21 protein-coding genes and 1 riboswitch are annotated in these 26874 nt (G+C 71.1%); of the genes, 9 read left to right on the plus strand and 12 right to left on the minus strand.

Annotation, left to right across the window (positions count from 1 at the left end; genetic code table 11):
* Window positions 1-199 precede the first annotated feature (199 nt).
* Both ACY35P_RS04120 and ACY35P_RS04125 read right to left on the minus strand, forming a co-directional pair.
* Window positions 200-3346 (minus strand): multidrug efflux RND transporter permease subunit, encoded by a 3147-nt coding sequence (locus tag ACY35P_RS04120; protein WP_462114566.1) that lies wholly within the window; start codon window positions 3344-3346, stop codon window positions 200-202.
* A 6-nt stretch (window positions 3347-3352) separates the two neighbouring features.
* A complete protein-coding gene (locus ACY35P_RS04125; RefSeq protein ID WP_462114567.1) occupies window positions 3353-4522 on the minus strand; it encodes an efflux RND transporter periplasmic adaptor subunit in 1170 nt (389 codons plus the stop codon).
* 216 nt (window positions 4523-4738) lie between these two features.
* Here ACY35P_RS04125 and ACY35P_RS04130 point away from each other — a divergent pair, with 216 nt between their 5' ends.
* The 3 genes from ACY35P_RS04130 to btuB all read left to right on the plus strand — a co-directional run bounded on the left by ACY35P_RS04130 (window position 4739) and on the right by btuB (window position 7817).
* On the plus strand, window positions 4739-5227 hold the full coding sequence (locus ACY35P_RS04130; RefSeq protein WP_462114569.1) for a GAF domain-containing protein: 489 nt from the start codon (window positions 4739-4741) through the stop codon (window positions 5225-5227).
* Entirely contained in the window at window positions 5224-5595 is a 372-nt protein-coding gene (locus ACY35P_RS04135) for a TfoX/Sxy family protein (RefSeq protein ID WP_462114570.1), read from the plus strand. Before ACY35P_RS04130 ends, ACY35P_RS04135 begins: the two co-directional genes overlap by 4 nt.
* Window positions 5596-5650: 55 nt before the next feature.
* Window positions 5651-5880: riboswitch (cobalamin riboswitch) on the plus strand.
* A 119-nt stretch (window positions 5881-5999) separates the two neighbouring features.
* The gene (gene btuB / locus ACY35P_RS04140) at window positions 6000-7817 is read left to right on the plus strand and encodes a TonB-dependent vitamin B12 receptor (protein WP_462114571.1); all 1818 of its coding nucleotides are present in this window, start codon (window positions 6000-6002) and stop codon (window positions 7815-7817) included.
* A gap of 52 nt (window positions 7818-7869) precedes the next feature.
* Here btuB and ACY35P_RS04145 read toward each other — a convergent pair whose 3' ends face one another.
* From ACY35P_RS04145 to ACY35P_RS04155, 3 genes are all read right to left on the minus strand, one after another.
* Complete coding sequence (locus tag ACY35P_RS04145) at window positions 7870-8367, minus strand: hypothetical protein (protein ID WP_462114572.1); 498 nt, start codon at window positions 8365-8367, stop codon at window positions 7870-7872.
* A 110-nt stretch (window positions 8368-8477) separates the two neighbouring features.
* The gene (locus ACY35P_RS04150) at window positions 8478-8861 is read right to left on the minus strand and encodes a GtrA family protein (protein ID WP_462114573.1); all 384 of its coding nucleotides are present in this window, start codon (window positions 8859-8861) and stop codon (window positions 8478-8480) included.
* On the minus strand, window positions 8858-10852 hold the full coding sequence (locus ACY35P_RS04155) for a hypothetical protein (protein WP_462114574.1): 1995 nt from the start codon (window positions 10850-10852) through the stop codon (window positions 8858-8860). The genes ACY35P_RS04150 and ACY35P_RS04155 overlap by 4 nt, the downstream gene beginning before the upstream one ends.
* Before the next feature lie 104 nt (window positions 10853-10956).
* On the opposite strand from ACY35P_RS04155, the gene glmU reads away from it, so the two are divergent.
* Together glmU and ACY35P_RS04165 are read left to right on the plus strand one after the other, a co-directional pair.
* A complete protein-coding gene (glmU, locus tag ACY35P_RS04160; protein WP_462114575.1) occupies window positions 10957-12327 on the plus strand; it encodes a bifunctional UDP-N-acetylglucosamine diphosphorylase/glucosamine-1-phosphate N-acetyltransferase GlmU in 1371 nt (456 codons plus the stop codon).
* Window positions 12328-12449: 122 nt separating this feature from the next.
* Complete coding sequence (locus ACY35P_RS04165; protein WP_462114576.1) at window positions 12450-13154, plus strand: hypothetical protein; 705 nt, start codon at window positions 12450-12452, stop codon at window positions 13152-13154.
* Between the two features lie 40 nt (window positions 13155-13194).
* Here ACY35P_RS04165 and chrA read toward each other — a convergent pair whose 3' ends face one another.
* The gene (chrA, locus tag ACY35P_RS04170) at window positions 13195-14556 is read right to left on the minus strand and encodes a chromate efflux transporter (RefSeq protein ID WP_462114577.1); all 1362 of its coding nucleotides are present in this window, start codon (window positions 14554-14556) and stop codon (window positions 13195-13197) included.
* A 135-nt stretch (window positions 14557-14691) separates the two neighbouring features.
* Between chrA and ACY35P_RS04175 the strand changes: the two genes are divergently transcribed.
* Window positions 14692-15450 carry an SEL1-like repeat protein gene (locus tag ACY35P_RS04175; RefSeq protein WP_462114578.1) on the plus strand — a complete coding sequence of 253 codons (759 nt, stop codon included), beginning with the start codon at window positions 14692-14694 and terminating at the stop codon, window positions 15448-15450.
* A gap of 10 nt (window positions 15451-15460) precedes the next feature.
* Here ACY35P_RS04175 and ACY35P_RS04180 read toward each other — a convergent pair whose 3' ends face one another.
* From ACY35P_RS04180 to ACY35P_RS04205, 6 genes are all read right to left on the minus strand, one after another.
* The gene (locus tag ACY35P_RS04180) at window positions 15461-16774 is read right to left on the minus strand and encodes a sensor histidine kinase (RefSeq protein ID WP_462114579.1); all 1314 of its coding nucleotides are present in this window, start codon (window positions 16772-16774) and stop codon (window positions 15461-15463) included.
* A gap of 34 nt (window positions 16775-16808) precedes the next feature.
* On the minus strand, window positions 16809-18137 hold the full coding sequence (locus tag ACY35P_RS04185) for a sigma-54-dependent transcriptional regulator (protein WP_462114580.1): 1329 nt from the start codon (window positions 18135-18137) through the stop codon (window positions 16809-16811).
* 79 nt (window positions 18138-18216) lie between these two features.
* The gene (locus ACY35P_RS04190; RefSeq protein WP_462114581.1) at window positions 18217-19443 is read right to left on the minus strand and encodes an ABC transporter permease; all 1227 of its coding nucleotides are present in this window, start codon (window positions 19441-19443) and stop codon (window positions 18217-18219) included.
* Window positions 19444-19453: 10 nt separating this feature from the next.
* Window positions 19454-20767: an ABC transporter permease gene (locus ACY35P_RS04195; protein ID WP_462114582.1), complete on the minus strand. Its 1314-nt coding sequence runs from the start codon at window positions 20765-20767 to the stop codon at window positions 19454-19456.
* A 10-nt stretch (window positions 20768-20777) separates the two neighbouring features.
* Window positions 20778-21491 carry an ABC transporter ATP-binding protein gene (locus tag ACY35P_RS04200; RefSeq protein WP_462114583.1) on the minus strand — a complete coding sequence of 238 codons (714 nt, stop codon included), beginning with the start codon at window positions 21489-21491 and terminating at the stop codon, window positions 20778-20780.
* Between the two features lie 22 nt (window positions 21492-21513).
* On the minus strand, window positions 21514-22788 hold the full coding sequence (locus ACY35P_RS04205) for an efflux RND transporter periplasmic adaptor subunit (RefSeq protein WP_462114584.1): 1275 nt from the start codon (window positions 22786-22788) through the stop codon (window positions 21514-21516).
* 172 nt (window positions 22789-22960) lie between these two features.
* On the opposite strand from ACY35P_RS04205, the gene glmS reads away from it, so the two are divergent.
* The 3 genes from glmS to ACY35P_RS04220 form a co-directional block, all read left to right on the plus strand.
* Complete coding sequence (gene glmS, locus ACY35P_RS04210) at window positions 22961-24790, plus strand: glutamine--fructose-6-phosphate transaminase (isomerizing) (RefSeq protein WP_462114585.1); 1830 nt, start codon at window positions 22961-22963, stop codon at window positions 24788-24790.
* Between the two features lie 64 nt (window positions 24791-24854).
* Window positions 24855-25625: a MerR family transcriptional regulator gene (locus ACY35P_RS04215; protein ID WP_462114586.1), complete on the plus strand. Its 771-nt coding sequence runs from the start codon at window positions 24855-24857 to the stop codon at window positions 25623-25625.
* A gap of 58 nt (window positions 25626-25683) precedes the next feature.
* Window positions 25684-26874 (plus strand): HD-GYP domain-containing protein (locus tag ACY35P_RS04220; RefSeq protein WP_462114587.1); only part of this gene is annotated, 1191 nt, incomplete at its 3' end.

The following is a 26874-nucleotide window of genomic DNA, read 5'->3' on the forward strand; positions in this document are numbered from 1 at the left end:
GAACCCGAACCCGGCAGCCCGCGCTGCCGGGTTTTTTTGTGCCCGGGAACGGGGCGCCGGATCGCGGCGGCGCAGCCCGGGGCCATCCGGACGCTGCGTCGATCGATGCCGGCACCGGTGCACTTGCCATCGATGCGGCGCCGGCACCGCGGTCGCAAAAAAAAGCCCCCGCGATGCGGGGGCTCGTGTGCCGCAGCCGTCAGAGCGGGATGCGGTGGTGGTGGTCGTTCGGATCGGGCTTCGGCGGATCGTCGAGCGTGTCGCCGAGCAGGCGACGCACGATCACGTAGAACACCGGGATCAGCAGCAGGCCGAGGAACGTCGCGAACAGCATCCCGCCGATGACGCCGGTGCCGATCGCATGTCGCGAGTTCGCGCCGGCGCCGCTCGAGATCGCCAGCGGCATCACGCCCATGATGAAGGCGAACGACGTCATCAGGATCGGACGCAGGCGCAGCTTGGAGGCCTCGACCACGGCCTGCCGCAGCGGCTTGCCCGCCTGCCGCTCCGCGATCGCGAATTCGATGATCAGGATCGCGTTCTTCGCGGCGAGGCCGATGACCGTGATCAGCCCGATCTTGAAGTAGATGTCGTTCGGCAACTGGCGCGCCATCGATAACACGATCGCGCCGAGTACGCCGAGTGGCACCACCAGCAGCACGGCCACCGGCACCGACCAGCTCTCGTAGAGCGCGGCCAGGCAGAGGAAGACGACGACGATCGACAGCACCATCAGCATCGTCGTCTGGCTGCCCGACAGGATCTCCTGGTGGGACTGGCCGGCCCAGTCGTAACCGAAGCCCGCCGGCAGGTCGTTCTCGACGATGCGCTGCATCGCGGCCATCGCCTCGCCCGAGCTCTTGCCCGGCGCCTGCGCGCCCACGATCTCCACCGCGGCGAAGCCGTTGTAGCGGGTCAGCGACGGCTGCGCGACGGTCCACTGCGAGCGCACCACGCTCGACAGCGGCACCATCGACGGTGCGCCGTCCGCGCCGGCGGCCGGCGTGTAGAACCGGCCGAGCGATTCGGGACCGGTGCGGAACGGCGCGTCGGCCTGCATGGTCACGCGCTTGACGCGGCCGCCCTGCACGTAGTCGTTGACGTAGACCGGCGCGAGCATGATCTGGATCGCGTTGTAGATGTCGCCGACCTGCAGGCCCATCGCCTGCGCCTGCACGCGATCGACGTCGAGCTTCAACTGCGGCGACGGCTCGAGCGAGTTCGGGCGGACGCCGACGAGTGTCTTGTCCTCGCCCGCCTTCGCCAGCAGCGTCCCCATCGCGCCCATCAGCGCCTCGCGGCCCTGTCCGCTGCGGTCCTGCAGGTACATGTCGAAGCCGCCGAACTGGCCGAGGCCGTTCACGGTGGGCAGGTTGATGACGAATATCTGCGCGTCGCGGATCCCGAACAGGCGCTGGTTGGCCTGCTGGATGAACTCCGTCGCGGTGATCTTGCGCGCATCCCACGGCTTGAGCTTGATGAAGGCCATGCCGACGTTCTCGCCCTGGCCGATGAAGCTGAAGCCGGCGACCTGCATCATGCCGTCGTAGCCGTCGATCGTATTGACCTGCTTGCGCACCTGCTCGAACACGGCCTGCGTGCGGCGCAGGGTCGCGCCCGGCGGCAGCTGCACGACGGCGAGCGCGTAACCCTGGTCCTCCTCGGGCAGGAACGATCCCGGCATCTTCCAGAACAGGAAGCCGGTGAGCAGCGCGAGCGCGGCGAACACCGCCATCCAGCGCGGCGCGTGCTGCACGGCATGGCCGATGTGCCGGACGTAGGTGGTGCTGGCACGGTCGTAGGCGCGGTTGAACCAGCGGAAGATCGGATTGCGCGCATCGTGGTGTGCGCTCGGCTTGAGCAGGTTCGCGCACAGCGCGGGCGTGAAGCCGAGCGCGAGGAAGGCGGAGAACAGCATCGCCATCGCGATGGTCAGCGCGAACTGCTTGTAGACCGCACCCGCCGAGCCGGACTGCAGTGCGCTCGGGATGAACACTGCGGCGAGCACCAGCGTGATCGCGATGACCGCGCCCGTGATCTGGTCCATCGCCTTGTAGGTGGCCTCCCGCGGGCCGAGGCCTTCCTCGGTCATGATCCGCTCGACGTTCTCGATCACCACGATCGCGTCGTCGACCACGATGCCGATCGCCAGCACCATGCCGAACAGCGAGAGCTGGTTGATCGTGAAGCCCAGCACCTTCATGCCGAGGAACGTGCCCAGCAGCGCGACCGGGATCACCAGCGTCGGGATCAGCGTCGCGCGCAGGTTCTGCAGGAACAGCAGCATCACCAGGAACACCAGCACCATCGCCTCGGCGAGCGTGCTGATGACCTCGTCCACCGAGACGCGCACGAAGGCCGAGCTGTCGTACGGCGAGAACCACTGCACGCCCTTCGGGAAGCTCGGCTGCAGCTCGTCCATGCGCTTCTTGACCGCGGCCGCGACCGCGAGGGCGTTCTCGCCCGGGGCGAGCTGCACCGCGAAGCCCGCGGCCGGCGAGCCGTCCCACTTGAGGTCGAAGCCGTGCGCGGAGCCCTGCACCTCGACGCGCGCGACGTCGCGCAGGCGCACCGCCGCGCCGCTGGGATCCGTGCGCAGCAGGATCTCCTCGAACTCCTGCGGCGTGGAGAAACGGCCCTCCGCCGCGACCGTCGCGGTGAACATCTGCGTCTCGGGCGAGGGCTCACCGCCGACCTGGCCGGCGGAGAACTGCACGTTCTGCGCGCGCACCGCGGCGAGCACCTGGCTCGCCGACAGCCCGTACGCCTGCAGCTTGGCCGGGTTGAGCCAGATGTGCATCGCGTACTCGCCACCGAACAGCTGCGTGCCGCCGACGCCGGGCACGCGCGAGATCTGGTCGAGCACGTTCGAGGCGAGCAGGTCGGACAGGCGATCCTTGCCGATCGCCGGATCGGACGAGCGCAGCGCGACGACGAGCAGGAAGCCGGAGTTCGCCTTGGCGACGGTGACGCCGTTGCGGGTGACGTCGGCAGGCAGGCGCGGGGTCGCCTGCGCGACCTTGTTCTGCACCTGCATCTGCGCGATGTCCGGATCGGTGCCGGGCTTGAACGTCAGGTTGAGCGATGCCTGGCCCTGCGCGGAGGACGCGCTGAAATAGTCGAGCCCGTCGATGCCCGACAGCTGCTGCTCGATGATCTGCGTCACCGCGCGCTCGACGGTCTGCGCGTCGGCGCCCGGATAGCTCGCCGACACGCCCACCTGCGGCGGCGCGATGTTCGGATACGACTCCACGCCGAGGCCGCGGATCGCGAGCAGGCCGGAGATCACGATCATGATCGCGATCACCCAGGCGAAGACCGGGTGGTTGATGAAGTAGCGGGACATGGCGGCTCAGCCCTTCGGCGCGGCGGGCGCGGCCGGGGTAGCGGGCGCCGCCGGCGTCCACGGGGTCGCCTTCACCGGCGCGCCCGGCTGCGCCTTCTGGATGCCCGAGACGATCACGCGATCGCCCGGCGCGAGGCCGCGGTCGACGATCCACTGCCCGTCCTGCTGGCGATCGGCGCCCACGTCCTTTCGCGCGGCCTTGCCATCCGCGCCCACCACGAGCACGTAGGCGCCCTGCGCGTCGCGCAGCACGGCGGCCTGCGGCACGAGGAAGACGCCGGTCTGGCGGCCGAGCGTGGCGCGCACGGTGACGAACGTACCGGGCAGCAGGCGGCGGTCGGGATTCGGCAGCTTTGCGCGCATCGAGACCGCACCCGTCGCCGGGTCGACCACGCTGCCTTCGAAGTCGAGGCTGCCGCGCGCGCCGTACGGCGTGCCGTCCGGCAGCAGCACCTGCACGTCGCGGTCGCCCGGCTCGCCCTCGGACTGCGCGCGGCGCAGCTGGTCGAGCTCGGCGATCGAGATCGAGAAGTTGGCGTACAGCGGGTCGATCTGGTCGATGGTGGCCAGCAGCGTCGGCGCGCCCTGCCCGACCAGCGCGCCTTCGGTGACCTGCGCACGCCCGGCACGGCCCGAGATCGGCGCACGCACGGTGGAGTAGCCGAGGCTGATCCGCGAGCTGGACAGCGCGGCGCGGGCCTGCTGCACGGCGGCGGCGGCGCTGCGCTCGGCCGCGATCGCGTTGTCGAGGTCGTTGCGGGAGATGAACTTGCCCGGCGCGAGCTGGCGCGCGCGCGCGGCGGTGGCGCGGGCGTTGGCGAACTGCGCCTCGGCCTGCGCGAGCGCCGCCTGCGTCTGCCCGGACTGCGCCTGCAGCTCGGCCGGGTCGATCACGAACAGCGCCTGGCCTTCACGGACGTCGGCGCCTTCCTCGAAGACGCGGCGCTGGACGATGCCGGGCACGCGGGCGCGCACGTCGGCCGTGCGGTACGGCGCGAGCCGGCCGACGAGGTCGCGACGCAGCGGCAAGGCCTGCGGCCGGACTTCGAGCACGCCGACCTCGGCCGGCGGCATCGCCCCGCCCGGACCGCCGCCCTGCGGGGCGGCGTCCTTGCCGCAGGCGGCGAGCAGCAGGCTGAGCGCGGCGGCCGCGACGAAGGGACGGGAAGAGGCCATCGGGATCTCCGGGAAACGACGGCCGCCCGCGACGGGGCGGGCGGCGGGGGATTTGTGCACCGGGGAGTTTAGCTATCGACCGCCTGCGGCGTGCGGGCGGAAAGTCATGTCATGCGACGCCATGCGGAACACGCTGTCCCGGCAAACGCCCCCGGCGTTCCGCTGGTGCGACTTCCGGCACCCGGAGCGCCGGAATCGACGCGCTAGACTCCCGGCATGACCTTCATCGCCTCCACGCTCAGCGGCAGCAAGCCCGAGCAGTACGCGCAGCTGCTGACCCAGGTGCACGGCCTGCTGCACGGCGAGCACGACCGCATCGCCAACGCCGCCAACCTGTCCGCGCTCGTCTACCACGCGCTGCCGGCGCTCAACTGGGTCGGCTTCTACCTGTACGACGGCACCGAACTGGTGGTCGGTCCGTTCCAGGGCCTGCCCGCCTGCGTGCGCATCCCGCTCGACAAGGGCGTCTGCGGCGCGGCCGCCTCGACGCGCCAGACGCAACGCGTCGCCGATGTCCATGCCTTCCCGGGCCACATCGCCTGCGATTCGGCCTCGCGCTCCGAGGTCGTCGTGCCGCTGGTGGCGGCGGACGGCAGCCTCATCGGCGTGTTCGACCTCGACAGCCCGGAGCCCGACCGCTTCGACGCGGACGACCAGGCCGGCCTCGAAGCGATCGCGCGCGCCTTCGTCGAATCGATCGCATGAGCACCACCGACGCGCCGCGACTCCTCAACATCGGCGGCAAGTCCGCGGCGTGGCTGCGCCAGGTCGGGCTGCGCACGTGGGACGACGTGCATGCGATCGGCGCGCTCGAAGCCTTCATGCGCGTCAAGCGCGCGGGCTTCCGTCCGAGTCTCAACCTGCTGTACGCGCTGGAAGGCGCACTCGTCGGTTGCCACTGGCAGCACGTCGAGATCGACCGCCGCGCCGAACTCGCCGCGCAGGCGCAGGCGGCCACCGCGCTGCTGCCCTCCTCGCGTCGCGGCCCCGTGCCGACCGAATGCATCACCACGCTCGGCGAAGCGCACGACGCGCCCGTCGCCGAGGACGCGCCCGACACGCTCGCGTTCTGACGCCGTATCGCGGCAGCGTTCCATCGCGGGCGCACGTCCGCGTCTGCTTTCACGTAGACTGCGCGCGCTTTCGGGTGACCCGCCGCCGTCCGGCGTCGGGTTGAAACGGGAAGCCGGTGACGCGCGATCGATCCGATCCGCCAGCCCGGCACTGCCCCCGCAACGGTAAGCGAGTGCATCCATGGCATCGGCCACTGTGACGACACGTCACGGGAAGGCGCCCTGGACGGATGGCCCTGACATCCCCTCGCGAGTCCGGAGACCGGCCCGGAAGCCCACTGGTTGCGATGCGGAGGGCGTCGCGGCGGCTCGTGCGCCCGTGCGCGCGCTCCGTTCGTGCTTCCTCTCCACGCGACTTCCCCTCATGCACGGCGTGGGGCCGTGCCCGCTGGAGATGTTCCCGAATGATGCTGAAGACCCTGACCGTCGCCGTCCTGGCGACGCTCGCTCCGTCCGCGTTCGCCTCGGACGCCGACACCCTCGACGAAGTGATCGTCACCGCCAACCGCGCGCCCGTCGCCGTGCGCGATGCCCTCGCGCCCGTCGAAGTGATCGACCGCGAGGAGATCGAGCGCAGCCAGGCGCGGTCCCTGCCCGACCTGCTGCGCGGCCGCGCCGGCGTCTCGATCGGCAACCAGGGCGGCCTCGGCAAGCTCACCACCGTGTTCCTGCGCGGCAGCGAATCCGACCACGTGCTCGTGCTCGTCGACGGCGTGCGCATGGGCTCGGCGACGTCGGGCCTCGTGTCGTTCCAGGACCTTCCCGTCGACCTGATCGATCGCATCGAGATCGTGCGCGGCCCGCGCTCGAGCCTGTACGGCAGCGAGGCGATCGGCGGCGTCATCCAGATCTTCACGCGCCGCGACAACGGCGCCCTCGCCCCGCGCTTCTCGATCGGCGCGGGCAGCCGCGACACCTACGAGGCGAGCGCGGGCGTCGGCGGCCGCGTCGGCCGCGGCTGGTTCGGCGTCGATGCCTCGCGCCAGCAGACGCAGGGCTACGACTCCTGCCGCGGATCGTTCAGCGGCGGCTGCTTCGCCAACGAGCCCGACCGCGACGGCTACAACCGCAATTCCGTCTCGCTGCGCGGCGGCGCCGAAATCGCCACGGGCTGGACGGTCGATGCGAACGCGCTGCGCGCCGAAGGCGACAACGAGTACGACGGCTTCTACAACCGCTCGACCACGGTGCAGCAGGTCGTCGGCGGCGGCGTGACCTGGACGCCCTCTAAGGCCGCGTCGCTGCGCCTGCAGGCCGGCCGCAACCGCGACGCGTCGGACAACTTCAGCGGCGCCACGTTCATGGGCGACTTCGCCTCGAACCGCGACACCGCGTCGCTGCAGGGCGACTTCAGCCTCGCCACCGGGCACCGCCTGAGCACCGGCGTCGAATGGCAGCGCGACGAAGTGCAGAGCACGACGAACTACGTGCTCCGCCGTCGCATCGATCGCGCGGCGTTCGTGCAGTACCTCGGCGACTTCGGCGCGTTCGACCTGCAGGCCAGCGCCCGGCACGACGACAACCAGCAGTTCGGGGGTCACTCGACCGGCAACCTCGCGCTCGGCGTCGACCTCGCGCCGACCTGGCGCCTGACGGTGGGCGCGGGCACCGCGTTCAAGGCGCCGACGTTCAACGAGCTCTACTACCCGTTCGGCTTCGGCAACCCGGACCTCGATCCGGAACGTTCGCGCACCGTGGAGGCGTCGCTCGCCTGGACGGGCGCGACGTCGAACCTGCGTCTCGATGCCTATCGCACCTCGGTGGACGACCTGATCGCCTACAGCTCCACCACGTTCCGGCCCGAGAACATCCAGCGCGCGCAGCTGCGCGGCGTCGAACTCAGCGGCGACACCGTGCTCGCCGGCTGGACGGCGGCGGGCAGCCTGAGCTGGGTGGATGCCGACAACCGCACGACGCCTGGCGTCACGCGCACCCTGCCGCGTCGTGCGCGCCAGAGCGCCCGCCTGGACCTCGACCGAAGCTTCGGCGCCTTCCGTCTTGGTTTCACGACCGCGGGCGAAGGCGAACGTTTTGACGACCTCGCGAACAGGCGTCGCCTCGGCGCGTTCGCGACCTTCGACCTGCGCGCCGAATACGCGTTCACCGCGGCGTGGCGCCTGCAGGCGCGCGTCGAGAACCTGTTCGACCGCGACTACGAGACGGTCGAGTTCTACCGCCAGCCCGGTCGCGGCCTGTTCGTGACGCTGCGCTACACGCCCTGATCGAACGCTTCCGCGCCATCGCGACCGCCGGCCCGAGCCGGCGGTTCGCGTTTCAGTGCCGGCCGGGCGCGGGCATGAGCCGCGCCATGCGTGTGTAGTCCACCGGCACGCCGACCATGTCCGGGCGCATCGCGCGCAGCGTGCAGACGAGCTCGCCGTAACCGTCCGCGAGCTGGCCGAACAGCGCCGCGTACGCGGAGCGCCCCGCTTCGGCGATGCCGAGATAGGCGCTGCGCCCGAGGTCGATGAAGTACCGGACATTGACGCGGCGCCGCTCGGCGAGCGCGGGATACAGGCCTGCGATCAGCAGGCAACGATCACCGACGTCGCGCAGCGAATCCTCGCGGACGTGGCCGGCGAGCGACTGCGCATGCAGCCAGTCGAGCGCCTGCGTGCGTGCGAGCCCGCGGCCGTCGGCCTGGTGCCGCAGCAACATGAAGACGAGATAGGCCTCGCGCGATTCGTCGAGCGTGCAGCCCGCACGCTCGCCCGCCTCGTGCACCAGCGCCTGCCAGAGTTCGGCGGACGCGCCCTGCCGTACGTCAACCATCGCATCACCTCCGGTGCCGCGGCCCTCGCCACGGCTATCGGCCCGAACGCGACCGACTGGAGACGGATGTAGCGCGCCGGCGATGAACGGCGCTTCAAGGCGACGCGATGTCAGCGTCGATAGACCCAGTGTCGCGAGAGCAGGAACGCGACGACGCCCAGCACGAACTCCACGGCGGGCTTGGCGAGCCACGCCCAGTGCAGGCCGACGTACTGGTCGATCACGCCGAGCGACCACGTGCTCACGATCGTCGTCGCGATCCACATCACGACGAAGCGCGTGAACTGCGTGCTCCCCATCGTCGTCTCGTCGCCGCCGAAGGTGAAGCGCCCGTTCATCCAGAACCCGAGCGACGCACCCGCGATGCGGCCGAGCACGTTCGCCGGTTCGATCGCCATGCCCGCATGCGTCAGCGCGACGACGAGCGCCCAGTCGACCAGCCATTGCACGAGGCCGATCGTGAGGTAGGCGCGGCTCTGTCGGCTCAGGCTCATTCGGTGGGGCGGGTCGGAAGGGCCCAGAACTCTACAGGGCCCTCGGTCATCGCGAGGTGGGCGCCGGCCCGGGCGAGCCCGGCACGGCGCGCCGGCGTCGCATCGGGGGCACGCAGCAGGACGCCGCCGATGCGCTCGTCGCGCAGCAGGCGCGCCCAGGCGGCGCCCGTCGCGTCGCGATCGGCGGCCCGCGCGCCGGCATGCAGCGCCGGGTCGTACCAGAGCGTGGTGCGTCCGTGACCGGCCATCTCGGCCTGCGCGGCGCCGCCGAGATCGAGGACGACGAGCTCCGGCGTGCGCTCGCGCACGCGGGCGAGGAGCAGGCGCTCGGGCGCATAGCGCGCCACCACCGGCGCGTCGCGACCGCCGGCCGCGACGGCGCGTTTCACCGCGCCCGTGTGCAGCATCCATTGCGAATTCGACTGGAAGGCGAGGTCGAGCAACGCCAGTGCGAGCAGCAGGCCCATCGCGCGCCGTTGCGGCAGGGTGCGCGCGATCGCCGCGACGGCGACCGGAACGAGCAGGACGACACCCGGCACGACGTAGCGCGCATACGCGACGACGCCCATCGGCACGGCGATCGCGACGAGCGCGCACAGCATCGGCACGCGGGTGCGGCGGTCGAGCAGTGCCACCACCGCCGCGCCCGCGAGCGCGACCAGCGCGAAACCGAGGCCGCCGTCGAAGCCTTCGAGGTGTTTCGAGGTGAGGAAGGTCATCGACCATGCACGCGGCAGGCCGGGCACCGACTGCCAGCGCGCATCGGCGAACGCGACGGGTGCAAAACACGGCGACCGGAAGACGTCGTTGAACAGCGGCAGCACCGGATTTCCGCACCGCCACGCGGCCCAGGCATAGCTCGAACCGCCGACGAGCACGAGCAGCAGCGCGGCCGTTGCAACGGCCTTCGCCGTCCACGGCCGCGCGCGGACGGTCGCGAACAGCAGTGCGCCGAGCGCGGCCACGGGATGCAGGATCTTCAATGCCGCGAGGAATCCCGCGAGGACGGCGATGCCGGGCAGGCTGCGCGGTACTTGCGGTGCCAGCGCGAGGCCCAGCAGCGCCAGCATCGCCACGGTGGCCGGCAGTTCGGTCTGCATGCCGCCGACCAGCGCGATCACCGGAGGCAATGTCGCGACGAGCAGGACCGCCGCCCAGCGAAGCGCGACCGGCGCACCCAGTGCACCCGCGATGCGATGGACCAGCGCCACGCAGGCGAGCAGCCAGGCGACGTTCCACGGCCCGCGCGCCTCCGCCCCGGCGACCACCTGCACGACGCCGTGAAGGACGTCGCCCGCCCACGGCGCGAGGGCCCACACCTGATGCGTCGCATCGATCGCGTACCGGCCGTTCCGCATCAGTTGCCAGGGCAGCGCGAGGTGGCCGGCGAGATCGTCGTACTGAAGCGTGGGCAGCCAGGCACCCGTCGATGCGAGACCGACGGCCAGCAGACCCAACGCGGCCGCGCGCGGCGCCGCGTCGATCGATGCGCGGGTCCGTGCGAGCGCATCCGCGAACGAGGCCGCCACGTCGCGCCGCCGCGCCACGACGACGAGCAACAGCAGGGGGACGTAGACCGCCCTGCGGTGCACGGGCCACGGCAGCACCCAGCCAACGGCTCCGGCGATGAGGCCGGCGCCGACGACGAAGGCGATGGCCGTGTCCGCCACGAGCAGCCGGCCCAACGCGATCGCGGCCGCCACGACGAGCAACGAGGCCAGCACCGGCCCCGGTCCGGCCATCACGACGAGCGCAAGGGCGCCGATCCACGCGGTCGCCTCGGCCATGCGCAGCGGACGCAGGCGCGCGAGCAGCGCGGCCAGTCCCGCCCATAGCGCCGCGAGCGCCAGCGACTCGCCGAAGCGCGCGGCCGGCAGCGCCTGCCAGGTGCGGTGTACCAGCAGGCCGGCGACGCAGGCGAACAGGCCCGCCTCGACGAGGCGGCGCTGCAGCGCGATGCCGCCCGGAGGCGAGGCGGGAGATGCGGACATGGCGCGCATCCTAGGGCCTCGGCCGGCGGCCGCCCACGACGACGACGCCGGCCGCAGGGCCTGCGCCGCTAGAATCGGTCGCCCTCGCCCCCGCCGAACCCGCCATGGCCGCTCCCCTGCACGTCGTCATCCTCGCCGCCGGCGAAGGCAAGCGCATGAAGTCCGCGCGGCCGAAGGTCCTGCAGACGGTCGCGGGCCGGCCGATGCTGCAGCACGTCGTCGATACCGCGCGCACGCTGCAGCCGGTGGGCATCCACGTGGTCTACGGCCACGGCGGCGAGCAGGTGCGCGCGGCGTTCGACGGCCAGGACGACCTCGACTGGGTCGAGCAGACGGTGCGGCTCGGCACCGGCCATGCGGTGCAGCAGGCGATGCCGCAGCTCGACGGCGAGGCGCGCGTGCTGGTGCTCTACGGCGACGTGCCGCTGATCCGCACCGAGACGCTCACGCGACTGCTGGCTGCCGAGGGCCGCATCGCGATGCTGGCCGCCGAACTCGACGATCCGACCGGCTACGGCCGCATCATCCGCGACGCCGCCGGCAAGGTCGCACGCATCGTCGAGCACAAGGACGCGAGCGACGACGAACGCGAGCTCACCACCGTCAACACCGGCATCCTCGTCGCCGATGCCGCGCCGCTGGCGCGCTGGCTCGCGCGCCTGTCGAACGACAATGCGCAGGGCGAGTACTACCTCACCGACGTCTTCGCCTCCGCGGCGGACGAATTCGATCCCGCCGAGATCGTGCTGGTCGACGATCCCGTGGAGGTCGAAGGCGCGAACGACCGCTGGCAGCTGGCGCAGCTCGAGCGCGCGCTGCAGCGCCGTCGCGCGCAGGCGCTATGCGTCGCCGGCGCGAGCCTCGCCGATCCCGAACGCTTCGACCAGCGCGGCACGGTGCATGTCGGCATGGACGTGGAGATCGACGTGGACGTGATCCTCGAGGGCGACGTCGAGCTCGGCGACGGCGTGCGCATCGGTCCGTTCTGCCGGCTGAAGGACGTGAAGCTCGGCCCGGGCACCGAGGTGCGCGCGCACTGCGACCTCGAGGGCGTCGTCGTGGAGGGCGCCGCGAGCATCGGCCCGTTCGCGCGGCTGCGGCCGGGGACGGTGCTCGCCGACGGCGTGCACATCGGCAACTTCGTCGAGACCAAGAACACGTTGATGGGCGTGTCGAGCAAGGCCAATCACCTGAGCTACGTCGGTGATGCGGTGATCGGCACGAAGGTCAACGTCGGCGCCGGCACGATCACCTGCAACTACGACGGCGCGAACAAACACCGCACCACCATCGAGGACGAGGCCTTCATCGGCTCGAACAGCGCGCTGGTCGCGCCGGTCACGATCGGGCGCGGGGCGACGATCGCGGCGGGCTCGGTCGTGACCAAGAACGCGCCGGCGGGCGAGCTGACGATCGCGCGCGCGCGGCAGTCGACGCTGGAAGGCTGGCAGCGTCCGCGCAAGACGCCCAAGTAAGCGCATCCGGCGCCGCGTCGGGGCCGCGAACGGCCGCTGAACCGGCCGTGGCGTGACGATGGACGGTCGCGTCGCCCGCGCGCGGTCGTCCTAGGCTGCGGCCACCGTCCGGAGGCCGATCGATGCCGCGTACCTACGTCACCCTCGCCTGCGCACTCGCGCTCGCGCCGCTGCTGTCCGCCTGCACCGCCGCGCGCGTGCAACACCCCGCGAGCCTCGCCGCGTCCGCCACCGTGCTCGACGTGCGCGGCATCTCGCCGCGCCGCGCCGGGCAGCCGGTGTCGATCGGGCCGTACACGGCCCGCGAGGTCGACGACGGCGGCACGTTCGCCTGGGCGGTGCCGCTCGGCGGGGCGGACGTCGGGCGCGCCGCGCGCCGCTACGCGTTCTCGCTGCAATCGTCGGATGCGCCCACGATCGAAGTCGCCTGCGTCAACCGCGCGTGGACCGCTGGCCGCGGCGATGCGCAACGGCTGAGCGTCGACCTCACCCGCCTCGCCGGTCCGTTGCTCGACTGCGAACTGCGCGACGGCGACCGCCGCGGCCGGCTCACGCTCGCCCGCACCGGCGGCGACCTCGAAGGCCGACTGGAGCTTCCAGAAACCGCGCCACTGCCCGTGCGCAGCACGCGCGCGCTGGAAGGCACGTCGCTGCCGCTCGCCAGCCCGACCGGGTACATCGTCGGCGAACCGGCGCGCAGCCTGATGCTGGTCGACGTGGTCGACGGGCGCCAGGTGCATCTCGACCCCACGGTCGCGGCGGGCGCCCGGCCATGGTGGGCGGCCGCCGCGGCCGCGCTGCTGCTGTCGGATCCGGACATCGAATAAACCGCCCGCGCCGCGTCACGCCCGGCGCGCCACGGTGCGGTCAGGCGATCGCCAGGCGATACGCCGCGCCGAGGAGCGCGCATCCGGCGAGCACGCGCGCCAGCCCGATGTGGAAACGCTGCAGCGCGAGCATCGCGAGCGTGCCGAGCACCAGCGCGCCGGGGTCGAGGGTCGACCAGACCGGCACGTCGAGCCGCAACGGTCCCGAACGCAGCGCGGTCGTGCGGCCGAACAGCGTGTGCACCGCGAACCACGCCGACAGGTTGAGCACGACGCCCACCACCGCCGCGGTGATCGCGGACAGCGCCGCGTGCAGGCCGGCGTGGCGCCGCAACGACTCCACGTAAGGCGCGCCGACGAAGATGAAGAGGAAGCTGGGGACGAACGTCACCCATGTCGTCATCAGCGCGCCGAGCACCGCGGCGAGCCACGGATCGAGCCCGCCGGGCGCGCGGTAGGCAGCGACGAAGCCGACGAACTGCACGACCATGATCAGCGGGCCGGGCGTCGTCTCCGCGAGCGCGAGCCCGTCGATCATTTCGCCCGGGCGCAGCCAGCCGAACGATTCGACCGCGCGCTGCGCCACGTAGGCGAGTACCGCATACGCACCGCCGAAGGTCAGCACGGCGGCCTGCCCGAAGAAGCGGCCCTCGGCGGCGACCACGTGCGTCGGCCCCAGCCAGGCGACGGCCGCCAGCACCGGCGCGATCCAGAGTGCGAGCATCCCGATCGCGAGCAGCGCCGCCCGCAGGTGCGAGGGCCGCGTATGCGGCGCATCGCCGCGGGCGAGCATGCGGTCGACCACGTAGTGCGCATCGGCCTGCGCATCGTCCACGGTCGGCGCAGGTAGCCAGGACCGCCGCAGCCGTCGCGCGATGAGGCCCGCCGCCGCGGCGCCGAGCACGAGCGCGGGAAACGGCACGCCGAAGGCGAAGATCGCGAGGAAGGCGACGACGGCCACCGCCATCAGGAAGCGCGTCTTCAGCGCACGTCGCCCGATGCGCAACACCGCCTCGACCACGACCGCCAGCACCGCCGCCTTGAGGCCGAAGAACAGCGCGTCGACGGCCGGCACGTGCCCGAAACGGACGTAGAGCGCGCTCAGGGCACCCAGCACGAGCACACCCGGCAGCACGAACAGCACGCCGGCGGCGAGGCCGCCGCGCAGCCGGTGCATCAGCCAGCCGACGTACACGGCGAGCTGCTGCGCCTCGGGGCCCGGCAGCAACATGCAGTAGTTCAGCGCGTGCAGGAACCGCGGCTCGCTGATCCAGCGGTGACGCTCGACGAGTTCGCGATGCATCAGCGCGATCTGCCCGGCCGGGCCGCCGAAGCCGAGCCAGCCGATGCGCGCCCAGACGCGGAGCGCGGTCGCGAACGATACGGACGGTGGCGAGCTCATCGATCGGGCGGTCACGACGGTGTTCGGATCCGGATCATGCCGCTTCGGCGGCGCGACCGTCGTCATCCTGCGCGGCTTGCGTTACAACGGCGCTGGCGCGGCCGGTCCGCGTCGACCACGGACAGGAGAACGCGCATGAACGCAGTGGGTGTGTGGAGTACGGCGATCCTCGTGGCGGCGCTCGCGCTGCCCGGCCCGGCGCGTGCGGACGAGGCCCTCAGCCTCACGCGCATGACCTTCCACGACCTGCAGGCGCTGGAAGGCAGCGCCAAGGGCAAGCCCAACGAGACGGCGCGGCTCGCCGGGCTCAAGGCATGGGTGCGCGGCGATGCGACGGCCGCCGCCGAGCAGTTCCGTATCGCGGCGTCCTATGCCGACAAGTTCTCCCAGCACGCGCTGGCGCTGATGTACTGGCAGGGCACGGGCGTGCCGAAGGACCGGGTGCAGGCCTACGTCTGGTCCGACCTCGCCGCCGAGCGCGGCACGAAGCGCCTGCTGCTGGTGCGCGAGAAGCTGTGGTCGGAGCTCACGCCCGCCGAACGCGACGAGGCCGTCGCGCAGGGCGAGGATTTCTACGCCCGCTATGGCGACGCCGTCGCGCAGCCACGTACGGAAGGCGCCATCCGGCTGTTCCAGTCGAAGATGACCGGCAGCCACCTCGGCTTCCAGCGCGGCAAGCTCGAGATCGGCGGTCGGCCCGAGGGCGGGGCCTTCGGCCTGCAGACCGGCAGCAATGCCGCCGCCTACGCGAACGCGACGGCACCCTCGGCCGCAGACCTCTACGGCGAAGGCCGCAGCGCGTTCGCAGGCTACTGGCGCCAGCAGGACCTGCAGCTCAGCGGCGCGGTGGAAACCGGCGGCCTGCAGGAGGTGCGCACGACCCCGCGGAAGTAATGGTGCGTCGTCAGGCCGGAACGGTCATCGAGACGCAGAGCCCGCCGCCTTCGCGATTGGCGAGGGCGACGCGGCCGCCATGCGCTTCGGCGATCTCGCGCACGAGTGCCAGCCCGAGGCCGGTGCCATTGCGTTTGGTCGAATAGAACGGCAGCAGCGCATTGGCGAGCACGGCCTCGTTCATGCCCTGCCCGCGGTCGAGCACGTCGATCCGCCAGCCGTCCGGCACGCGCCGCAGGAGGAGTTCCACGTCGTCCGCCGCGCCGCCGGCCTCGTGCGCATTGCGCAGCAGGTTGAGCAGTGCCTGCTCCATCTGCGCGACGTCGATGCGTGCGACGCCGTCCACGTCGTGCACGCCGCGGAACGCGACCTGCGAGTGCAGCTGGGCGAGGAAGCGCGACCACTCGACCGGCTCCAGCCGCGGCGCGGGCAGCTTCGCGAAACGCGCGTAGTCGCGGATGAAACCTTCGAGGTGGCGGGCGCGCTCCTCGATCGTGGCGAGCGCGACCGGCAGCTTCTCGTGCTGCCCGCGCCGCAGCAGTTCGGCGCCGGAGTGCGCGAGCGAGGCGATCGGCGCGAGCGAATTGTTGAGCTCGTGCGAGATGACGCGGATGACCTTCTTCCACGTCTGCACTTCCTGCCGCCTCAGTTCCGCGGTGAGCTGGCGCAGCAGCACGAGTTCGTGCGCGCGGCCGTTGAGCCGGAACTGGCGACGCGACAGGTGGTAGACCTCCTCGTCGTCGCCCTCGCCCACCGTGAACATCGCATCGCCGCCGCGGTCGAAGGCGTCGCGCAGCGCTTCGGGCACGTCCACCAGCAGGTCGGCGAACAGGCGCCCCTCCAGCCGCCGCCCCTCGCCGAGCATGCGACGTGCGGCGAGGTTGCCGTGCACGACGTGACCGGACGGGCCGACCAGCACCATCGAGACGGGCGTGTTCTGCACCATCGTGTCGAGCAGCAGCTCGCGTTGCACCAGCGCTACGCGCTGCTCGCGCAGGACGTCGCCGAGCGCGTTGTGGCTGTCGACGAGTTCGCGCAGCTCGCCTTCGCCGTCCCACGTGAGGCCGAAGCTGAAGTCGCCATCGCGGTAGCTCGCCACCGTGCCCGCGAGCGCGCGGAACAGCGAATGCGCCGGTGCGAGCAGGCGGCGCACGTGGAAGGCGAGCAGCGGGAGATCGAGGAGCACGGCCAGCACGACGGCGAGCGCCGGGCGCGTCAGCACGTAGCGGTCGAGCAGCAACGCGACGCCGGCGGTCGCCAGCACGTGCAGCGCGGCGACGCCGGTGAAGCGGACGGTCAGCGGCAGGCGACGCAGGGCACGCATGCCGGGTGTCCGTCGGCCGCAGCGATCGACGCGGTCACCGCGCAATCCCGAGCCGGTCCATGCGCCGGTAGAGCGCCTGCCGGCTCATGCCGAGGTCGGCCGCGGCCTGTGCGACCACGCCTGCGTGGCGGGCGAGCGCGGCTTCGATGGCGTCGCGGTCGGGCTCGTCCCCGGCAGCGACGGCCGGAGGTGCGGGCAGACCGAGATCGCCGGCGCCGATGCCGTCGCCCCGCGCCAGCAGGGCCGCGCGCTGCACCACGTTGCGCAGTTCCCGGACGTTGCCCGGCCAGGCATGCGCGAGCAGCGCGCGTTCGGCATCGGACTCCAGGCGCTTGCCCGCCGGCAGGAAATGCCGTGCGAGCGGCAGGATGTCGTCGGTGCGCGCGGCGAGCGCGGGCACGCGCACCTCCACGGCGTTGAGTCGATAGAAGAGGTCCTGCCGGAACTGGCCGGCGGCGATCATCGACGGCAGGTCTGCATTCGTCGCGCTGACGACCCGCACCTTGACGGTGCGCTCGCGGTTGCCGCCGAGCCGCTCGAAGCGCCCCGTCTCCAGCACGCGCAGCAACTTGACCTGCCCCGCCGGTGGCAGCGTGCCGATCTCGTCGAGGAACAGCGTGCCGCCGTCCGCGGCCTCGAACTTGCCCTCGCGCGCCCGCGTCGCGCCCGTGTAGGCGCCGGCCTCCGCGCCGAACAGCTCGGCTTCGATGAGCTCGCCCGGCAGCGCGCCGCAGTTGAGCGCCACGAACGGGCCGTCGCGCACGGCGGAATTCGCATGCACGATCTCGGCGAACTTCTCCTTGCCCACGCCGTTCGGCCCGGTGATCAGCACCGGAAGCTCCGAGCGCGCGACCTGGCCGGTCAGCGACAGCGCGGCTTCGGTGGCCGCATCGGCGAACACCACGCCGCGCAGGTCGAAGTCGCGGGCCAGCGCGTCGCGACGACGCTTCTCCGACTGCAGCCGGCGGCCGATCTCCTGCCGGGCCTGCGAGAGCTCGAGCAGGTTGTTGACCGAGGCGAGCAGCTTGCGATCGTCCCAGGGCTTGCCGAGGTAGTCGGCGGCGCCGGCGCGCACGAGGTCGACCGCGGCCTCCAGGTGCGTCCAGGCCGTCAACAGGATCACCGGCAGGTCCGGATGCCGCGCGCGGATCGCCGCGAACAGCGCGCGGCCCTCCTCGCCCGACGTGGTGTCGGCATGGAAGTTCATGTCCTGCACGACCAGGTCGACCGGCTCGCGTTCGAGGAGCGCGAGGCCCGCCTCGGGCGACGTGGCGGCGAGCGTCCCGATGTCGTGCAGCGAGAACAGCACGTCGAGGGCGGTCGCGACCGCCGGGTTGTCGTCGATGACGAGCACGCGGGCCATCAGTACTGCGCTTCCCCGGAAGCCGTGCCCGCGGCGAGGCGGGCACGGGAGTGGCTGGACGTCGGTTTCCTGACGGGCCTCACGCGCTGCGCGTCGCGATCGCCGGGGGCACCGACGCCGCGCGCGATGCCGGCCCGTACACCGCCAGTATGCCCAAGCCCCAGAGCGTCAGCATGCCGTAGCCGAGATACGCGAGCGGCAGGCGCGGCAGTTCGAGCTTGCTCACCAGCAGCTGGTTCAGGCCGAGGGCCAGGGCGATGCCCAGCACCACGCCGATCGTGGTGATCATCGCGTTCTCGACGAGGAAGTAACGCAGGATGTCGACCTTGCGTGCACCGAGCGCGCGGCGCACGCCGATCTGCTTGCGACGCTGCGTGACCCACAGGCTCGCCAGGCCGACGATGCCGCTGCCGGTCACCAGCAGCAAGCCGATCGTCACCGCGACCAGCATGCCGGCAACGGACTTCTCGGCCTGGTAACGATTTTCACGAGCCTCGTCGGTCGAGATGTTGCGGATCAGCACCCGGTCGTCTCGCAGCTTGGAGAGCGCATCCTCCGCCGCGCGCATCACGCGATCGCGTTGCCCCGGCTCCGCGCGGACCACGTAGCTCGACTGCGCGACGATCGCACGCACGGGCAGCACGAAGCCGCTGTAGGCGTTCTCGTCGGTGCGCTGGGCGAACGGGCTGATCAGGCGCTCGACGATGCCCACGACCTGCATGGGCGTCGCGTCGCTGCCGCTGCCCAGGTGGACCGTGCGGCCGACGTACCGGGTCTCGTCCGGCCACAGGCGCTTGGCGAGCTGCTGGGTGAGGATCACCTTGTCCGCGGCGATCTCCTGTTTCTCCGGATCGATCGTGCGGACGTCGTCCGCGCGAAAGTCGCGACCCTCGATGATCTTCACCCCGAACGCCTTCGTCAGCGGGCCGGGCGTGTAGTACATCGCGCCACCGAGGCCCGACGACTCGTCCTCGGGGTGGGTGGTGACCGACAGCGAGGAACCGCTGCGTGTCATCGGGAACTGGTTCACCCACGCCGCGTCGACCACGCCCGGCAGTGCGCGCAGCGTCTCGACGTCGCGCTGCTGCATCGCTTCGGCATCCGGCGGGCGCGAGCTGCCCGCGAAGAACAGGTAGAACGTATTGGCCTCGTCGATGCCGGCAGGCCGGTTCGCGCGGTCGACGCGGTCCTTCACGATGTAGAGCGCGTTCGCGATGATCGCGAGGGTCAGCGCGATCTGCGCGGCGATCAGGACGGCGCCGGTCTTGCTGCGCAGCAGCGAGGACAGGATGGGACGGATTTCCATGGCGTTCCCCTTACTGCGACTTGAGCTGGACGGCCGGGCGCACCTGGCAGGCACGCCAGGTGGGCAGCAGGCCGGCGAGGAGGCTGGCGGCGAGCGACAGCACCAGCGCCGTGGCGAACATCACCCCGTCCACGCGGGCCATCGCGGCGATCTGTTCGGACTGCGCGGACATGAGGGCGAGGATGCCGAAGGTGAGCGCGATGCCGAGCACGCCGCCGAGCACGCCGATGACCCCCGACTCGGTCAGGTACTGCTTGAACACCTCGCGACGCGGCGCCCCGAGTGCGCGCCGGACACCGATCTCGCCGCTGCGCGCGGTGAACTTCGCCAGCAGCAGGCCAATCACGTTGACCAGGCAGACGAGCAGGAAGCCGAAGGCGAGCCAGGTCTGCAGGCGGCTGTCGTCGCCGACCACCTCCTGCTTGTCCAGCCACTGCATCACGCTGTGCAGGCGGTTGTTGAGCGGGCGCTGGAACCGGCCCAGCTTCTTCTGCTCGTTGACGTAGCCGTCGAGAAACTGCATATAGCCGTCACGGTCGGCGGCGCTCTTGAGTTCCACCCAGAACTGCACCCAGACGCATTCCGATTCCATCAGGCCCTGGTAGCCGGGCTTGAGATCGCCGCTGATGTTGCAATCGACGCTCCCCTGCGGGTCCATCTCATTGGCGATGGCGTTGTTGAAGGGCACATAGATGTCCTCCCACGCGAGCGTGTTGCCGCCGATGAGGCGGTAGTACTTGGGCAACGGCTCCCACTTGGCCATGACGCCGGTGACCGTGTAATCGCGGTTCTCGAAGTGCAGCGTCTTGCCGACTGGGTCCACGTCGCCGAACACCTTCGCGGCGAGCTTGCGGCTGATCACCGCCACGTTGCCGCCGCGCTGGTCGTCGGACGCGCTCCACGGCCCGCCCTTGTCGAACGGCACCTCGAACATGGGAAAGAAGTCGGTATTGACCGCCGCGGCACTCTCGATCAGCTGCGGACGGTCGCCGATGCGTCCTGTCCGCACCGAGCCGCCGATGCCGAGGATCGACGTCGCGTGCGGGCTCTTGCCGGATGCCTTCAGAGCGGTCGCATCGCGGTAGGTGAGCTGGTCCGGCGGATCCTTGCTGGGGTTGGGCTGCTGCAGCGGCGCATTGTCGAGCAAGGGCACGAACAGGCGATCGGACTTGCCCGGGATCGGGTCGCCGCTCATCACGTAGAGCAGCGTCAGCGACGCCATGCTCGCGGCGACGCCGACGGCGAGGGTCAGCACCATGAGCGCGGTCAGCACCGGATTGCGCCGCAGGTTGCGGACGCCGAGTTTCAGGTAGTAGGCGAACATGGTCGCGTCCTCAGGCCTGCGAGGCGGCGTGCGTGACCGCGTGCAGCGCGGTCGCCGCGCTGATGTCGGTGACCAGGCCGTCCATGATGTGGATGTTGCGTTGCGCGCGCGCCGCCAGCTCCGGGTCGTGCGTGACCATCACGATCGTGGTGCCCTTGGCATTGATCTCCTCGAGCAGTTCCATCACGCCGCGCGCCATCTGCGAGTCGAGGTTGCCCGTGGGTTCGTCGGCGAGCAGCAGGCGCGGGCTGCCGGCCAGCGCGCGTGCGATCGCCACGCGCTGCTGCTGGCCGCCCGAGAGTTCGGCGGGGAAATGCTTCATGCGCGACGACAGCCCGACCTGGCCGAGGGCTTCCTCGATGCGCCGCTTGCGCTCGGCCGCGGGCAGGCCGCGGTAGCGCAGCGGCACGTCGACGTTGTCGAAGAGGTTGAGGTCGGGAATCAGGTTGAAGCCCTGGAAGATGAAGCCGATCTTCTCGTTGCGCAGCCGCGAGCGCCTGTTGTCGTCGAGCCCGCGCGTGTCGACGCCGTCGAGCAGGTACTCGCCGCCGGTGAAGTCCTCGAGCAGGCCCGCGATGTTGAGGAACGTCGTCTTGCCGGAGCCGGAGGGGCCGGTGACGGCGACGAACTCGCCCTCGCGGACGTGGATGTCGAGCCCGCGCAGCGCGTGGGTCTCGATCATGTGGGTGCGGTAGACCTTGCTGAGCTGGGTCATGCGGAGCATGGCGGAGTCCTTTGCGTGCGGATCAACGGGAGAGGGTGACTTTCTCGGCATCGCCGAAGAGGTCGCTGCCGGCGACGACGATGCGGTCGCCGGGTTTGGCGCCGTCGACGATCTCGACGGCGGAGATGCTGCTGGCGCCGACGCGGATTGGCCGGCGGATCGCCGTGTCGCCGTCGACGACGTAGGCATAGCGGCCGCCACCGGTGTCGACGAACGGGCCGCGCTCGACCATCACGACGTTCGGGCGCTCCTCGATCAGCACGCGCGCGGTCACGCGCTGGTTCTGGCGCAGGCCGGGGGGTTGCTTGCCGTCGGCGAAGCGCACGCGTGCGAGCACCTGCCGGTTCACCACTTCGGGCGAGATCGACGAGATCGTCGCGTTGGCGGTCGCGGCGCCGACCTGCACCTGCGCGGTCATGCCGAGGCCGAGGTCCTCGGCATAGGTCTCGGGCACTTCGAGCTCGACCTCGAGCCTGGAGAGGTCGACGACGGTGAGGATCGCAGCGTTCGCGGGCACCACGGCGCGGTCGGCGACCAGGGTCGTGCCGATCACGCCATCGATCGGCGCACGCACGTTGAGCTCGTCGACGCGGCGCTGCATCTCCATCACGACCAGGCGCTGGCGCTGCGCTTCCTCGGCGCTGGTGCGCACGCTGAAGCCGGCGCTGGTGCCGGTGAGCTGCGCGGCGCGCACGGCATTGCGGTGGCGCACCTGCGCCGTCTTCAGCGCATCCTGCGCGCGCAGGTAGTCGATCTCGGCGAGCGCGCCCCCCCTGAAGCCGCGCTCGATGCGCTGCAAGTCGCGCTGCGCGGCCTGCAGCGCGATCGCGGCCTCGTCGGCCTCCTTCTGTGCATCGAGCCGGCTGCGCGAGGCGGAGATCCGTGCGGTGCCGGTCTGCGACTCGAGCTGCTGCAGCGTCGAGCGCTCGCGGGCGAGTTCGCTCTCCAGTTCCGGCGACACCAGCCGCGCGAGGATCTCGCCCTGCTTCACCGTGTCGCCCGCGCGCTTCTCGAAGACGACGCTTGCGGCGACCGGCGCGTACAGCGTCGGGCTGACCGCGGCGACGACCCGGCCGTTGACCGAGGCATCGCGCACCAGCGTGCCGCGGGTGACCTCCGCGATGCGCACGCGGTCGGCGTCGACCGAGCGCGAGCCGGTGAAGCGCGCCGCCACCCCGAAGGCGAGGAGCAGCGCGAGCGCGATGCCGCCGCCGGCCACCAGCAGGCGCCGCCGGGCACGCCCCGGCTCGGTGGTGTCGACGCGGATGTCCTGGGCGGAAGTGTCGCGGATGGCCATGGGTATGCTGAACGGGACGATTGCCTGTCGTTAAGCAGGGATCGTGCCAATGCCAAGCCTTTGATTCTCAAGGATGAATGGGTGGCGGCGAACGTCCGCGGACAGCGGACGCGGACGGCGTCCGGACAGTCCGGCCGGTACACTAGGCGCCTTGTCCGAGGAGCAGTCCTTTATGTGCGGCATCGTTGGTGCGATCGCGGATCGCGATGTGGTTCCCGTCCTTGTCGAAGGCCTGAAGCGGCTCGAATACCGCGGCTACGACTCGGCCGGCATCGCGGTGCTGGACGGCAACGACGTCCGGCGGGTGCGCCGTACCGGCCGCGTCGCCGAGATGGAGGCCGCCGCGCTCCAGGAAGGCTTCCACGCCCGCATCGGTATCGGCCACACGCGCTGGGCGACGCACGGCGGCGTGACCGAGACCAATGCGCATCCGCATACGAGCCACGGCGTCGCGCTGGTGCACAACGGCATCATCGAGAACCACGAGCAGCAGCGCGAGAAGCTGCGTGCGATGGGCTACGTCTTCGAGTCGCAGACCGACACCGAAGTCATCGCCCACCTCATCCATTCCTACCTGAAGGACGGCGCCGACCTGCTCGGCGCCGTGCAGCAGGCGGTGCGCGAACTGCACGGCGCGTATGCGCTGGCGGTGGTGAGCCGGCAGGAACCCGACCGCATGGTCGCCGCGCGCATGGGCTGCCCGCTGCTGGTCGGACTCGGTGACGGCGAGAACTTCGTCGCGAGCGACGTCTCGGCCATCATCCAGGCGACGCGTCGCGTGATCTTCCTCGAGGAAGGCGACACCGCCGACGTCACGCGCGACGGCGTGCGCATCTTCGACGGCGCGGGCGCGCTGATCGAGCGCGGCATCCACGTCTCCGACGTCTCGCTCGCCTCGCTGGAGCTCGGTCCGTACCGGCACTTCATGCAGAAGGAGATCCACGAGCAGCCGCGCGCGGTCGCCGACACGATCGAGGCGCTGACCGACGAGGGCCGCTTCGTGGCGGAGCTGTTCGGTGACGGCGCGGCGGACGTGCTGCGCGACGTCGAGGGCGTGCAGATCCTCGCCTGCGGCACCAGCTACTACGCGGGCCTCACCGCGCGCTACTGGATCGAATCGATCGCGAAGCTGCCGTGCTCGGTCGAGATCGCGAGCGAGTACCGCTACCGCGAGGCCGTGGCCAATCCGAAGAACCTGATCGTCACCATTTCGCAGTCGGGCGAGACGCTCGACACGATGGAAGCGCTCAAGTACGCGAAGTCGCTCGGCCACGACAGGACGCTGTCGATCTGCAACGTGCCCGAGAGCGCGATCCCCCGCGCCAGCCGGCTCGTCTACTACACGCGTGCGGGCGCCGAGATCGGCGTCGCGTCCACCAAGGCGTTCACCACGCAGCTGGTCGCGCTGTTCACCCTGACCTGCACGCTCGCGAAGCTGCAGGGCCGCCTGGACGAGACGCAGGAGGCGGGCTACATCGACGCGCTGCGCCAGCTGCCGGGCAGCATCCAGCACGCCTTGAACCTTGAGCCACAGGTCACTGCCTGGAGCGAGCGTTTCGCGCCGAAGCACCACGCGCTGTTCCTCGGCCGCGGCGTGCACTACCCGATCGCGCTCGAAGGCGCGCTCAAGCTGAAGGAAATCTCCTACATCCACGCCGAGGCCTATCCGGCCGGCGAGCTCAAGCACGGGCCGCTCGCGCTGGTGGACGAGGCGATGCCGGTGGTGGTGATCGCGCCGAACGACGCGCTGCTGGAGAAGGTGAAGAGCAACATCCAGGAAGTGCGCGCGCGCGGCGGCGAGATGTTCGTCTTCGCCGATGCGGACAGCCAGTTCGGCGAGTCCGAGCAGGTGCACGTGATCCGCACCCCGCGCCATGTCGGCGTCCTCTCGCCGATCGTCCACGCGATCCCGGTGCAGATGCTCGCCTACCACGCGGCCCTCGCCCGCGGCACCGACGTGGACAAGCCGCGCAACCTCGCGAAGTCGGTGACGGTCGAGTAACCGATCGCCGGGGCTTGACCCTCACGCGGCGTCAGCCCCGAGCCTGTCGCCCACGGATGGAGCGATGCGGATGCGCACGGTCAAGCAACTGGCGAAGGTCTCGGGGGTCAGCGTTCGCACGCTGCACCACTACCACGCGATCGGCCTGCTCGTGCCGGCCGAGGTCGGCTCGAACGGCTACCGCTGGTACGGACGCGCGGAGCTGCTGCGCCTGCAGCAGATCCTGTTCTTCCGCGAGCTCGGCTTCGAACTCGCGACGATCGCGGCGATCCTCGACGATCCGGCCTTCGACATGAAGGCCGCGCTGCTCGAGCATCGCCGGCGCTTCGAGGATCGCCTCGGGCAGCTGCATCGCCTCCTCCGGACCATCGACCGCACGGTCGCCACCCTGGACGAGGAGACGGAAATGAAAGACCACGCATTGTTCGAAGGCTTCGACGCGGAGAAGCAGGCCGCCTACGAGGCCGAAGTGGAAGCGCGCTTCGGCGATCGCGCCGCGCGCACCATCGAGCATTCACGCAGGACGATGTCGAGCTGGTCGGCGGACGAGAAGGCCGGCTTCCTCGAGGAGCTGCGCGAGGTCGAAGCCGGCCTCGTGGCCGCGATGGACGACGACGCGCCGCTGGAAAGCCCGCGCGTCCGCGACCTCCTGGCACGCCATCGGGCCTGGATCGCACGCAGCTGGCCCCGTCCGCCCGACGCGGCCGCCTATGCGGGGCTCGCCGACTTCTACACGGGCCATCCGGATTTCGTCGCCCGCTACGAGGCGCTCCGGCCCGGCTTCGCGGCCTGGCTGGCCGCGGCGATGCGCGCCTACGCGACCACCCTCGACTGAGGCTGCAGCCGAGGGCGGGCCGGCCGATAAAGATCCGAGCCCGCCCGCCTGCGCCGTCATGCCCGACCTCAAGCTCGCCGAACTGATCGGCGCCCTCAGCCATGCGCTGGACCTCACCGAGGGCCAGCCGAAGGGGCACGGCCTGCGCAGCTGCTGGGTCGGGATGCGCATCGCGCGCGAGCTACGCCTCGATGCGGGCACGCAGTGGTCGCTCTATTACACGATCCTGCTGAAGGACCTCGGCTGCAGCAGCAATGCCGCGCGCATCTGCGAGCTCTACCTGGCCGACGATCGCGCGTTCAAGCACGACTTCAAGCAGGTCGGCACGCGCACCTCCGACATGCTCGCCTTCATCGCGAGCCGCACGGGCACGCACGCCGGTTGGTGGCGCCGCGTCTCGGCACTCGCGAACATCGTGCGCAACGGCGATGGGATCGCGCAGGACCTGATCCTGACGCGCTGCACGCGCGGCGCCGATATCGCGCGCCGACTGCGCTTTCCCGCGGAGGTCGCCGACGCGATCCATGCGCTCGACGAGCACCACGACGGCAGCGGCCGGCCGGACGGCCTCGCGGGCGAGGCGATCCCGCTCGGTGCCCGCATCGCGCTGCTCGCGCAGGTGGTCGACGTCTTCCACTTCTCGGGCGGCGAGTCGGCCGCGCGCGCCGAGGTGCGCGGGCGCGCGGGCACGTGGTTCGATCCCGCGATCGTCGCGGCGTTCGAAGCGGCCGCGGCGGACCCGGCGTTCTGGGCACCGCTGCGCGAACCGGCCGAGCTGGAAGCGGCGGTCCTGGCGCTGGAGCCGGGCGGCCATGCGGTACCGCTGGACGACGACTACCTCGACGCGATCGCCGCGGCCTTCGGTGCGGTGATCGACGCGAAGAGCCCGTTCACCGCGGGCCACAGCGAGCGCGTCGGCCACTACACCGACGCGATCGCCGAACGCCTCGGGATCGATGCCGACCGCCGTCGCTGGCTGCGGCGCGCGGCGATGCTGCACGACGTCGGCAAGCTCGGCGTCAGCAACACCATCCTCGACAAGCCGGGCAAGCTCGACGCGGACGAGTGGGAGGCCGTGAAGCGCCACGCGTTGCACAGCGAAGAGATCCTCGGGCGCATCACGCCCTTCGGCGAGCTCGCGCGCATCGCCGCGGCGCACCACGAGAAGCTCGACGGCACCGGCTATCCACGCGGCTGCCGCCGGTGCAGAATGCGCTCGATCTCGCCGTGGATGTCGGCGGAGGCGTCC

The sequence above is a fragment of the Lysobacter xanthus genome, assembly GCF_047159895.1.